General features: G+C 42.1%; 9 protein-coding genes. 6 read left to right on the plus strand and 3 right to left on the minus strand.

Annotated elements, in window-relative coordinates:
- Nucleotides 1–536: 536 nt before the first annotated feature.
- The 4 genes from V7K84_RS18390 (at nt 537) to V7K84_RS18405 (ending at nt 5585) form a co-directional block, all read left to right on the plus strand.
- Entirely contained in the window at nt 537–665 is a 129-nt protein-coding gene (locus tag V7K84_RS18390) for a hypothetical protein (protein ID WP_256091202.1), read from the plus strand.
- Between the two features lie 662 nt (nt 666–1327).
- Nucleotides 1328–2029: an acyltransferase gene (locus V7K84_RS18395; protein WP_334840097.1), complete on the plus strand. Its 702-nt coding sequence runs from the start codon at nt 1328–1330 to the stop codon at nt 2027–2029.
- 383 nt (nt 2030–2412) lie between these two features.
- A complete protein-coding gene (locus V7K84_RS18400) occupies nt 2413–2529 on the plus strand; it encodes a photosystem II reaction center protein I (RefSeq protein ID WP_041566417.1) in 117 nt (38 codons plus the stop codon).
- A 197-nt stretch (nt 2530–2726) separates the two neighbouring features.
- Nucleotides 2727–5585 carry a DUF3769 domain-containing protein gene (locus tag V7K84_RS18405; RefSeq protein ID WP_334840099.1) on the plus strand — a complete coding sequence of 953 codons (2859 nt, stop codon included), beginning with the start codon at nt 2727–2729 and terminating at the stop codon, nt 5583–5585.
- On the opposite strand, the gene V7K84_RS18410 is transcribed toward V7K84_RS18405, so the two are convergent.
- The 3 genes from V7K84_RS18410 to murJ form a co-directional block, all read right to left on the minus strand.
- The gene (locus tag V7K84_RS18410) at nt 5582–5875 is read right to left on the minus strand and encodes a hypothetical protein (protein WP_334840101.1); all 294 of its coding nucleotides are present in this window, start codon (nt 5873–5875) and stop codon (nt 5582–5584) included. The two genes, V7K84_RS18405 and V7K84_RS18410, sit on opposite strands and share 4 nt — an antisense overlap.
- Nucleotides 5876–6079: 204 nt before the next feature.
- A complete protein-coding gene (locus V7K84_RS18415) occupies nt 6080–6592 on the minus strand; it encodes an outer membrane beta-barrel protein (protein WP_334840102.1) in 513 nt (170 codons plus the stop codon).
- A 318-nt stretch (nt 6593–6910) separates the two neighbouring features.
- The gene (gene murJ / locus V7K84_RS18420; protein WP_334840103.1) at nt 6911–8515 is read right to left on the minus strand and encodes a murein biosynthesis integral membrane protein MurJ; all 1605 of its coding nucleotides are present in this window, start codon (nt 8513–8515) and stop codon (nt 6911–6913) included.
- Nucleotides 8516–8614: 99 nt separating this feature from the next.
- Between murJ and V7K84_RS18425 the strand changes: the two genes are divergently transcribed.
- Complete coding sequence (locus V7K84_RS18425; RefSeq protein ID WP_334840105.1) at nt 8615–8806, plus strand: hypothetical protein; 192 nt, start codon at nt 8615–8617, stop codon at nt 8804–8806.
- A gap of 625 nt (nt 8807–9431) precedes the next feature.
- Nucleotides 9432–12449 (plus strand): GAF domain-containing sensor histidine kinase, encoded by a 3018-nt coding sequence (locus V7K84_RS18430; RefSeq protein ID WP_334840107.1) that lies wholly within the window; start codon nt 9432–9434, stop codon nt 12447–12449.
- Nucleotides 12450–12606: the final 157 nt, after the last annotated feature.

Below are 12606 nucleotides of genomic sequence, written 5' to 3' on the forward strand. Positions count from 1 at the left end.
TCCGTTTTAGCTTTCTTTAAATAAAATTTATAACGAGTAGTACCAAGCACACATCACCCTTTTGGCTCACCCGAATGGGTGATTTACAATATTTTAGATAGTAAGTATGTGGACAAAATCAATATTTTGAGCTAGTTTAGCTTTTTAACGAAGAGGGTGTCACAAGTATAGTAGATATCAATCTAAGTTGAAAGCTCAATTATAAAATTACTTTTATCAGTAATGAGATAAATATAGGCAAAAATGCCAATAACCGCTGACAGCATTTTTTAAATCTACCTCCTCAATGAATTTTATCTAAGTGTATAAAAATATTTGCAAATAGCTTAGGCTTTGACCACCGCAGGCATCGCTCTAGTAAAAAAGTTAACTTATTTCCTTCATTCTCATCAACAATAAACCCTGTAAATAAACTTATTTCATGAGAGTGTTCCACTAAAAATAAAATGTGTTATCGTTAAAAACAATTGTTATTAAAAACCATTCATGTCATTACAAACGTGAATTGGCTAGTCTGTAAATCATCCGTGTGCAACATGATTGGAGCAGCATACTCTAGAAATTCGTTGCAAGAAAGCCGTCATAGCAGTCGGGGAAGCGCTTACTTGTTTGCACCGATGGTTAACTTCAATGTGATGGCTGATGTGGGAGATAATCCACCCTAATTGGATTTTATTTGGGCACAAATACCCATAGAATCCAACAATAATTACATTGTCATGCTAGGCAGAAATTTTATCTAAACTTTGAATATAGTCTAGTTAAATGTATTTTTTGTTGCCAAATAGCTTGCGAAACTGAGTTGTTTCAAAAGACTAAAACCGCTTGAGAGCAAATAGCTTCAAGACAAACAACACTATCCCTATTTACTTTAGGAGTGCTGTTAGCAGTAGCAAGCTGTTCAAATTTGCCAGAGAACCAAAACAGTAGTCTATCTAAATCAGCAAATTTTCCATCAGACAATTTAAAAGTCTGAGTTTTGACCCGGCAATGCACTGAAATTGTTTTGTTAATTGATTTTGTGAAAAATAAGCCAAAGTTTTACGTGCATATAGTACAAAATCTGCTAGCGAATTAACGTAATTGTGCATATTACTTGAGTAATTCTACACACCTAACCTCAAGAATTGCTTGCATAGTCAAAGCCAGACTATGGTTTTTCAAATGTTGGAAAACCATCTAAAAATCTTGGGGAATTTTGGTGATACTGCTACCTTAGCTCATGTATTAATACACACGGAGCCTATTGGTATTGGCAAAAGATTAGGATACAGCCAAAACAACTTGAAACACTGTCAACAACAATTGATTAAAGAGATATGTAGCCATGCAGAACGAGCAATATTTTTCCAAATTGCAGCGCGTGCAAGAACTTTTAGTAACTACAGTGTTAGCAGATATTCCAACACTTCTTCTCGGCCCAAAGTTGCGTAATTTAGGATATCGTAGTATTTTTGCCCAAATAGGCAGCCCCGTGTATATTCAAAATGGTGTTGAATTTAACGGTACTTCTTGTATTGAGATAGGCGCAGGAGTCTATATTTTCAAGGGTGTGCGGATGGATGCGAGAGGACACAAAAATAATAGAATTCATGTAGGAAATAGAGTCGCAATTGAGCGTAACGTTGATATCGGGTCTTTGGAAGATACGTGTATACATATTGATGAAGACACCTTCATTGCTCCTAATGTGTCTATTGAGGGGCCAGGAGACATTAAAATTGGTAAACACTGCTTGATTGCTGCCCATTCAGGGATATATGCCAATAATCATAATTTTGCCGATCCGATGGAGCTGATTAAATACCAAGGTGTTACTCGCAAGGGAATTGTGATTGAGGATGATTGTTGGCTAGGACATGGAGTAACAGTATTAGATGGCGTTACTATCGGCAAAGGCAGTGTTATTGGGGCGGGAGCAGTTGTTAATCGAGATATTCCTCCTTTTTCCGTTGCTGTTGGCATACCTGCACGAGTAATCAAAAACCGAATTGGCAAAGATATAGCAAAGCTTCAAGTTGAGAAATAGCGGAGGGGTAAAGGGGCAAAGGTGCAGAGGGGAAAAACTTACTGCAACTTCTCCTCTGCTTCCCATTCCCCACTCAGTACTCCTGAAAGGCATGGGGAATAGTAACTATCCCCTGTAACCTGTTGCCTTTTTTGGGAAACCTTTGCCATCAGCCAACGTCACAATGGTAAACGTCTCTGAGTTACTTTCTTAAGGGCATCTACAAGTCAGACAATTGACATCTTGTACATTATCAATCACCTTAGGGAAGACATTGCTAGTCCTGAGTCCCCAGAGTCCTCTAAAAAAGGGACGAGATTTGGGTAATATAAAGTAGCTATCTTTTCTGCATTGCAGATACTGAAAGAAAAGCCTTCTTTGTTTTACCCGTTGGAGATATTTCTATGCTGACTTTAAAAATCGCTGTTTATATTGTTGTTGCCTTCTTCGTAACTATCTTCATCTTCGGATTTTTGTCGAACGATCCAGCTCGTAACCCCGGCCGTCGGGACTTAGAGTAAGAGGGCGATAAATCATCCGCGACTTTGGAAGGCGGAAAATACTAAACGCCACGGAAACTTACTAAGCGAAAATTTAGTAAGTTTCTTCCTCCAAGTAGCTTGCTGTAGGTAGCAGAAGGCGACAGTCGGAAGGCAAAATGTATGTTTAATCCTTCCCTTTGTCATTTGGCTGTTTGTTAGCCCGATTTTGCTCACTTATGCTTCATCCAGTTCTGCCACCTAATCCGCCTCCTATCGTTGAATCTTTACAACCTGTAAATCCCGCCTCATCTGCTAGTCATACAAAGTTTCTTTCAGGTGTAGATACTGGAATACACGAAAAGACAGACAAATCCAAGCAGCCCAAGAATTTGGCTCAGTTGGCAATTTCGAGTAACACTAAAAGCGATCCTTTATTGTCAACTCCGATCGACTCAACTCAAGATGACTTGGTAGTTGCTAAAACTTCTTCTGTACCTCATTCACCAGAAACATTTCCACCAGAAAGTTCCCCACTCCCCGGTTCTGCAACTGCTGGGCTTTTGGGGCAGCCACTGGTTGTTGGTTATCCCACGCAAGAGGTTACAACCTCTAATCGCCAAGTTAAAAAAGACACAAAGATAAGTCCGAGCGTCGAACCCCGCCACTCGGAACTTTTGATGTCAGCACTGCGTAAACGGGAGATGCAAAGAAAAGTCGGAGCGGAGGCTTCAGATCAAAAGGCGAAAGATGAACCTTCTCAAAAACTCAGTCAGCGATCGCTAAATCCAAACTCTAATGGTGGAGCAAAACCAACCTTTTTGGACTCTTCTAGCTTTACCTATAGAGTTTCTCCAAGCCCACTTATCGCCCAATCTCAACACCCTCTTCAAATTGCCCCAACTGTCACAAACAGCAACAAGTTAGGCAAATCCAAAGCAGAAATTTTAGCTGAGAAGTTAACCCAACAAAAACAGCAACGCGATTTTACTGCACAACAGTCTCTAAAAAAAGACAATATCTCTGTATCTGCTGCCGATCTAGCACCGAGTTCTCAATCAGTACAAAATTTTATAACATTTAAATCTCGTAAGCCCACAAACCAACTCTCAGTACCCATCACTGTAGAATTTAAGTCCCAAGTCCAGCAACAAAGCCAAGTCCCAACGCCTACACCACAAGTAAATACCACTCAGCCACAAACTCAACCATCTGGTACAACTGCGCCAGCTACCCCACCGCCAGCTGGGCCAAGAACTGTAGAAGTCACTTCAGATCGGCAAGAGTATGACGAGAAACAGCGAATTATTACAGCTGTAGGTAATGTAATTGTGCGATTTGATGGGGCGGTGGTGGATGCCGATCGCTTACAAGTCAATTTGGACAACATGATCGCTGCGGGAGAAGGCAACGTAACCTTAACACGGGGCGATCAGATACTGCGCGGACAACGCTTTACCTATAACTTCGTTCAAGATCGTGGGGAACTGGAAAATGGTAGAGGAGAAATTTACGTACCTTCAGCACAAACAGATTTTGCTTTTTCACCCACGGCTGTAAGTGCTGGTGGAGTTTCAAAACGTCCGCCCAGCGATCGCATTAGAGCCAATCAACCTCTTTCCGGTGTCAGCAGCCCTGGAGGAATTGATGTGACAATTGGTGGTCAGTCAGACGCCAGCAACATCCCGCCACCGAAAGCAGGGGGTGCAGTCAATCGGCTCAGGTTTGAAGCTGAACAAATTGACTTTTATCCGCAAGGCTGGCAGGCAAACAATGTCCGCATCACTAACGATCCTTTTTCCCCGCCTGAATTGGAATTACGTGCAAATACAGTAACTTTGACGCGAGAATCACCCTTGGTAGACCGCATCAGGACACAGGGGCAGCGTTTGGTATTGGATCAAACAGTCTCCTTACCAATTCCGCTGAATGAGCGTACTATTGACCGTCGAGAGCGGGACGCTTCACCTGCAATAGTCTCCCCCGGCTACGATGGAGAAGATCGGGGTGGTTTGTACATTGAGCGTGGATTTCCAGTAATCGATACAGAGCAGACACGCTGGACGATCACGCCCCAGTTATTATTACAGAGAGCTGTGCAAGAAGGCACGGGTGACTTAGGGGCACTGTTTGGTGTGAAGACCAAGATAAATTCTGTTTTGAATCCACGGAGGATAATTCAGGGAACTGCGGAGTTAACTAGTTTTAACTTGAATGACGTGGAAGAAAATTTGCGAGTGAATTTAGGATTGCGCCAGACATTAGGCACTTCTCTTCCCCACACATTGAATGTGCAATATAACTACCGCGATCGTCTCTACAACGGTACTCTGGGTTTTCAAACTGTCCAGAGCAGTTTTGGCGGTATTATTACCTCTCCTGTGATTCCTTTAGGAAAAAGTGGCATCAACCTCAACTACCAAGCAAGTGCCCAGTATATTGATGCCAACACCGATCGCCTAGACTTGCTAGAACCAGTGCGAGAAAACAATCGCATTTCACTTGGTCGTTTACAAGCCAGTGCGACTCTCAGTAGAGGGCTGTTGCTGTGGCGGGGAAAACCATTACCACCTACTGCCACTGAGGGATTACGATACACTGCTACCCCTGTAGTTCCTTACTTGCAAGCGATCGCTAGCCTTACAGGCACTACCAGTTATTACAGCAATGGTGATAACCAAAGCACTCTAATTGGTACAATTGGCTTACAAGGGCAAATTGGTCATTTTTCCCGACCTTTTTTCGACTATACCGCCTTTAATGTCAGTTACTCTCAAGGCTTTAATAACGGATTATCACCCTTTTTGTTCGATCGCTCCGTTGATAACACAGTATTGACCGCTGGAATATCACAGCAAATCTACGGCCCTTTTCGCTTAGGCTTTCAAACATCTGTTAACTTAGATACTGGTAAAGAAACTAGTACCGACTACATTTTGGAATATAGCCGTCGCACCTATGGCATTACCTTACGTTACAATCCGGTGCTGGAGTTAGGCGGCTTCAGCATCCGAATTAGTGATTTTAACTGGGGTGGCGGCACCGATCCATTTTCGGAAATTAAGCCAGTAGTGAACGGCGTGCAACAGGATAATTAGTCTAAGGACTGGGGACGACTCGACGGGCGATCGATCGCACAATTAGTAAATGCCGCGCCAGGTATTCTCAAGTTGGCATAGTCGCCGCTTAGTTGAACGCCTGATGGTAGTTGGTGTAGGGTTACACAGCATCTATGAACTGCGGCTTGATACTCTCGCCATTGCCTACGGATTGCAATACTTGCAGCATCGTCACCTAAGTCTGAAAATCTTAGCCCTGCTCGCATCAACCAGGATTCTACGTCAGTTGTTTCACCAACTATTTCTGGAATGTGATTAATCTTTTTCATGAGTAATATCTTATACGTATATGTATTTGCTTCACTTTAAGATAAAGTAGCAATATCAGCCAATATCATTTTTTATTAAAATAATCACTAAAAATGATTCATGCCCAAGTATTAATACTTGGGCATGAAAGAATGAATTACTATTACGGCTGGAAAATATCATTGCTTTAGCTTCCGAATAAGCCGTTTTCTAGGTGGTAATCACTAGAAACGATAGCCTAATCCAGCTTGGAAGCTGACGGCATCAGCATCACTATTTTTGTAGGCGTCAATACCCCATTTAGTATCGCCGTAGGCAATGACATTTTTGCTAACTTCTGATTCAACCCCAAGGGTGACTACAGGTGAATTCCGATTGCCCAATGGAGTTTTTTGACCTTCATCAGTTACAAAGGAATAACCACCACCGAAGTAAACGTTAGTATTTTTGGCGATGGGCGCATCATAAGTCACTATGGGCATAATTGCAGCAGCATCGCCACCATACAATACAGAACCCCGCAGTGAAACCGGAGCATTGGGTACGGCGTATCGTCCTTGAATATTACCACCAATTTGGGCTTCATCGTTTCCTTGTCCGCCACTGGTTGCACCAACAGCAACACCAGCACCGATGTAGTTACCGTTAGTACCTGCTGTTTGAGCAGATGCAATGCCGGCTGAGAGGACAATGGAAGCAACAGCAAGTGCAGAGGCAGCTAATTTTGTAAATTTCATAGAATTATTCTCACTAGAGTTAAGTAAAATCAATGTTCTCTAGTACTAGAATCTCTTTTTTTACAAAATGTAACCTCACGCATCTGGTTCACCCAAGTGGTTGAATTATTTCTCACCCACCTGGGTGTAACAACTGAAATATTTTATTGAAGAATTCAGGAGTCAGAATTTAGGAGTCAGAGTTCAAGATTCAGAATTCAGAACAAGAAAGTGGAAGATTCAGATCCACCACGCTCTTGTCTTTACGCTGCGCTATCCGCTTTCTCTGACTCTAAGTTCATGCTGAATTCTGACTCCTGAATTCTATTTAAATAACAGTTATTTCTTCAAAAAGCGCTGACGTAGACGAGAGATAAAAATATTCACCTCTGGTATTTTCATTAATGAAGCGATCGCAGCAAACACCGCAATCCCTACGAAGCCAGATATACACAACTGCAACACTAGAATCAGTAAACCCGTTTTACCTAACAAGTGCTGAGAACCAACCAATGTCCCATAGCTTGCTACCCCAGCAACTACGCTACCAGCAGCCAAACCCAGAATCGGCAAACCCCACTCGCGCCAAGGTAAACCATTGAGTTTGCGATCGAGCAACCATAACAGCATTAACATTGAGCTACAGTTTACACCCACTGTTGCTAATACCAAACCGGGAGCGCCAAAAGGTTTAACGAAAAACCAATCTAATATGATGTTGAGCAAGATGTTAAAAATACTGATGCGAAAAGGTGTCTGTCCATCGCCTAAAGCATAAAATACCCGCACCAAAACATCACGCCCTAAATAGACAAACATCCCAATTCCATAAGCGACTAGCAAAGATGAAACTAGCTCTGTAGCTTCTGGTTTGAATGCCCCACGCTCATATACCACCTGCACAATGGGTACTGATAGCGACACCATCAGTGCCCCTAGCGGTAACATGGTAAAAGCAGTGAGTAGCAGTCCTTGACGAATCCGTAATTTTAAATCCTGCCAATTTTCGGGGCCAGCAAGTTTGGCAAATATCGGTAATAAGGGCAGTAAAATGATATTAGAAATAATCCCCAAGGGAGTTTGGACTAATAGATTGGCATAGTTAAATCCTGCCGCTGCACCAGGGATAGGACTAGCAAAATAAAGGTCAGTGGCAACATTAATTGGCATCATTCCAGAGGAAACTGTTGCCGGAGTCATGATTTTAATTACTTCTTGAACGCCTGGAGATTTAAAATCAAACCGCAGGCGTAATGTGCCCAATCCTAACCGCCACTGGACAATTAGCTGCACTACCCACTGGAGAATCGCTCCTGCCAAGGTTCCCCAAGCTAAAACCATTCCCCCAATTAATGCGTACTCCGGTTTAATAATGTCCTTGCCCAGTTGCATCGCCAAGATCGCAAGACCGCCAACAACGGTAATACTGGATAATAAAGGGCTAATGGAGAGTAACCAATATTGATTGGCTGTATTGAGAGTACCGAAGCCAATGCCAATTAAACCGGCAAATAAAGCCATTGGTGCCATAATGCGGAGTTGTTGAATAGCGATCGCTCTAGTTGTCGCTTCCAAACCATGACCGACTAAATCAACGATCGCATCCGCAAATAACACTTGAGCCACTGTCACCACCAACAGCGATCCAGCTACCAGCGTTGTCACGGTTTCCACTAGGGGAGCCGCTTCTTCTCGCCGCCGCTTGGCTAAAACGCTGACAACTGCACTGTGTAATGGCCCATTCACACCGCCAAGTAATATCAATAGAAAGCCAGGGATAATATAGGCATAACTATAGGCAGTGGCAGCAGCACCAACACCAAATGCGGCAGCGATCGCTTGCTGCCGCACTAAACCGAAGACTTTACTAATTAATGTGGCTGCGGCAACAATGCCAGCAATTCCAGCGAAAGAACGAGAGGGTTTTTGATCTTGTTGTGTCACGAATAATACCCGACAACTCTTGCAGAGTGCATACTTTTAAACATTTAACCTGAAATTCCACAGTCTGTCAGGTAAATTTTGACAAATTAGTAATTTTAAATGCCTACGCTAAGAACAAAGGCAAAGCGATGCCTAACCTGGATTTCTCTGAGAAATCCAAAGGGTGTGGGAGGTGTGGGAGGTGTGGGAGGATGGAGAAGAAGTCTTACCCCCCATACTCCCCACACTCCCCACACTCCCCACACTCCTCTTCCCCTGAAGCCTACACTATGCGTGAGAAATCCGGGCTAAGACGGACTACGCCTACGCTCAAAATTAAATTCCTGAGATTGCGATAATACAGCGAATTACAAGTAAGTTAAATCGCGATTTCAAAGGGGTCAGACCGATTTTCTGATTTGCCTCGACAACAATAACTTAGTGACAGCCTTGCTTAAGTTTGTAGTGAATATACTCAAATAAACTTTGCGCTCCTATGTGTTTCAAATTAAACCCTCAATTGACTGCGAATTGACCAAATTGTGTACTTAGTCATTTCCTCTGTTGTGTACCAGCCAAAATTATTTTTTAACCAATTACAAGGATAGATCGAGAAAGGGGAACTATAACAATAACCATCTTCTGGGAAATAGTTGAATTAGGGATTGGGGATTGGAGACTAGAGACTGGATATCGAGCGAGATTTGCATCCCAAACAAATTTTACTCATATTTTATTCCCTAGTACCCAGTACTCAGTCCCAAAGCGCCCATTCGTCCCTACCCCAACAAGTTGCTATCCATCTGAAATTGGTGAATCCTGGACGCGGCCAATTGAAGACTGTAAAACTTTGCAGTTTGTCATATTGTTGACACTTCTTAACCCATGAACTTTGGTGTGAGGAACCCTTGTATAAAAAACTAGATAATCCAAAGCAATGGAACCCAATTCAAATTTCACAGAAAATCAACTTCTTTTGTCAAGCGCTCAACTTCAAGAGCAACTAGAGCAACAAAAAGCTCTGGCGAGTGTAATTGTCCGAATTCGGGAATCTCTTGACTTAGAAAAAATTTTTCAAACGACTGTTACACAAGTGCGTCAGTTGCTTAATGCTGACCGAGTAGCAGTCTTCCAGTTCGACCGCGAACAAAACTGGCAGGGAGAATTTGTTTCTGAAGATGTTGCAATTGGCTGGGACTCAGCAATGGCAGTAAAAGTTTACGACCATTGCTTTGGAGAACAATTTGCTGCCAGTTATCAACAAGGTCGAGTGCAAGCAGTACCAGATATTTACAAGGCGGGACTGAGTGATTGTCATCTGGCAATTTTGAGTAAATTTCAGGTACAGGCCAACCTCGTTGTCCCTCTATCGCGGAAGCAAGAACTGTGGGGATTGCTTTGCATTCATCAGTGCAGTGAGACTCGTGAATGGAAAGAATCGGAAATTGAGTTTATTCGTCAAATTGCTGACCATCTTGTTGTTGCGATTCAACAAGCAAAGCATCTCCATGAAGTCAAATTGCAAGCTGCAAAATTGGCTCAAGCAGTTCAGCGCGACCAAGTAATAGCTAAAATTGTCGATGAAATTCGCTCGCCTCTTGATATTGAAACTATCTTTAAAACCACAACTCAAGAAATACGCAAGCTGTTGCAAGCTGACCGAGTTTCCATCTTTAGCTTCAATCCCGATTGGAGTGGTAACTTTGTTGCGGAATCATTTACGGAAGGCTGGACTCCCTTAGTTGGGGTTGAGCCTGCGATCGCTGATACTTATTTACAACAGACGCAAGGCGGGCGTTACGTTAATAACCAGACTTTTATAGTTAATGATATTTATCAAGCTGGATTAACAAACTGCCATATAACTCTGTTGGAGCAATTCCAGGCAAAAGCCTTTGCAACTGCCCCTATTCTCCAAGGAGATCAACTTTGGGGAATCATCGCTGCCTACCAAAATGCTTCACCTAGAGAGTGGCAATCTTATGAAGTCGAATCACTGATCAAAATCGGCACACAAATTGGTGTAGCAGTTCGACACCATAAGTTGCTGGCATACGCTCAGTACCAAGCAGAGCAACAAAAGACATTAACTAGTGTAATTACTCGAATTCGGGAGTCTCTAGATTTAGATACAATCTTCCAAACTACTGTCACCGAGGCCCGGCAAATGCTGCAAGCAGACCGAGTGGCAGTCTTTCGTTTTGACCCGCAAAAAGATTGGGAAGGAGAATTTATTTCTGAGGATTTTGTACCTGAGTGTAACTCGGTAATGGCAGAAAAAGTTTATGACTATTGCTTTGGGGAAAACTTTGCACCCCTTTACGCCCAAGGTCGAGTAAATGCGATCGCTGACATTTATCAAGGAAAGTTCCCCGGTTGCTACGTCCAAATCTTAGAAAAATTTCAAGTGCGGGCAAATATGGTTGCACCTCTATTGAAAAAAGGTGAACTTTGGGGATTGCTGTGTATTCACCAATGCACCGCTCCTCGTTACTGGCAAGCTTCTGAGATTGAATTTGCCAGTCAAATCGCCGAACAATTAGGAGTCGCATTAAAACAGGATTCTTATTTAAAGCAAGTTCAAATGCAGGTTGTCCAGTTAGCAGAAGCCACTGAACGGGAAAAAGCAATGGAACGTCAAGAACTGCTGGCTGCAACTATTGATAAAATCCGCCAGTCACTCGATATTAAAACTATTTTTAGAACCACTACTCAAGCTGTACGAGAGTTGCTCGAAGTCGAGCGAATTGCAATTTACCGCTTTAACCCGGATTGGAGTGGTAAATTTGTGGCAGATTCCTTTAAAGATGGTTGGAAACCTGTTTTACAAGACCAACCAATGATTATAGAAACTTTTGAGGACACAGACGACGATAACGAACTTCCACGTAACGAAACCTTTGTGCCGATTCGGGAAGGTGAAAAATTATGGGGATTATTAGTTGCTTATCAAAATTCGCAGCCGCGTTATTGGAAAGAAGAGGAAATTAATTTACTGGCTCAAGTTGGGGTGCAATTAGGAATTGCGATTCAGCAAGCAGAATTACTCGAGCAAACTAAACGTCAAACCTTAGAACTTTCTCAAACTCTGCAAGAATTAAAACAAACTCAGACTAGGTTAATTCAGGGTGAAAAAATGGCAGGTTTAGGACAACTACTTGCTGGAGTTGCACATGAAATCAATAATCCTATCAGTTTTATTTTTGGCAATCTTATCCATTTAGATGAATATACCGAAGAACTGCTAAAAGTAGTGAAACTTTACCGTCAAAACTCCTCAGTATTTCCAACTATCCAAGAGCAAATCGACAAGAGTGATTTGGACTTTATCATCGAAGATTTACCGAAAACCCTTGAGTCTATGAAAGTGGGAACAGAGCGGATTTGTGATATTGTGCTATCACTACGAAACTTCTCTCGTACAGATGAGGCTGAATTAAAGCCAGTAGATATTCATGAAGGGTTGGATAGTACTTTGCTAATTTTAGGGCATCGCCTCAAAAATAATAACGATCGCCCAGCCATTGAGATTATTAAACAATATGATAATTTACCTTTGCTCGAATGCTATCCCGCGCAATTAAATCAAGTGTTTATGAATCTTTTGAGTAACAGTATTGATGCATTAGAGGAAAAATTTAACACTATACAGCAAAGGTATTTGAAATTATTACAAACGTGTCCGAGAATACCTTTGACTATCTGGATTAATACGCAAGTAGTTCAGAACCAGATTGTAATTAAAATAGCTGATAATGGTTTGGGGATTCCAGAAGAGGTGCGATCGCATATATTCGATCCCTTCTTCACTACCAAAGCACCTGGTAAAGGTACGGGGTTAGGATTGTCTATTAGCCATCAAATAGTAGTTGAGAAACATCATGGTCAGATGAAATGTTCGTCTAAACCAGGAGAAGGAACGGAGTTTTTAATTCAAATTCCCATTGATAATTAGAGGCTACTGATTTTTGACAATTTCACTCAATTTTAAATAGGGGAGCCAGGATAAATAGAGTTTTCCTCCGTTCCCCGAAGGCATCATAATAGACTAATACATCAACACCTGAATCAATATAATAATTTATTTTCTTTAGAGTTTAGGATCGTTTTTT

Origin of the sequence: Nostoc sp., from assembly GCF_036917315.1 — a bacterium.
In the GTDB taxonomy this organism is placed as follows: Bacteria; Cyanobacteriota; Cyanobacteriia; order Cyanobacteriales; family Nostocaceae; genus Nostoc.

Coding starts and splice junctions, on each gene's coding strand:
- V7K84_RS18390 (WP_256091202.1), top strand. CDS start 537: ATGATTGGAGCAGCATACTCTAGAAATTCGTTGCAAGAAAGCCGTCAT.
- V7K84_RS18395 (WP_334840097.1), top strand. CDS start 1,328: ATGCAGAACGAGCAATATTTTTCCAAATTGCAGCGCGTGCAAGAACTT.
- V7K84_RS18400 (WP_041566417.1), top strand. CDS start 2,413: ATGCTGACTTTAAAAATCGCTGTTTATATTGTTGTTGCCTTCTTCGTA.
- V7K84_RS18405 (WP_334840099.1), top strand. CDS start 2,727: ATGCTTCATCCAGTTCTGCCACCTAATCCGCCTCCTATCGTTGAATCT.
- V7K84_RS18410 (WP_334840101.1), bottom strand. CDS start 5,875: ATGAAAAAGATTAATCACATTCCAGAAATAGTTGGTGAAACAACTGAC.
- V7K84_RS18415 (WP_334840102.1), bottom strand. CDS start 6,592: ATGAAATTTACAAAATTAGCTGCCTCTGCACTTGCTGTTGCTTCCATT.
- V7K84_RS18425 (WP_334840105.1), top strand. CDS start 8,615: ATGCCTACGCTAAGAACAAAGGCAAAGCGATGCCTAACCTGGATTTCT.
- V7K84_RS18430 (WP_334840107.1), top strand. CDS start 9,432: ATGGAACCCAATTCAAATTTCACAGAAAATCAACTTCTTTTGTCAAGC.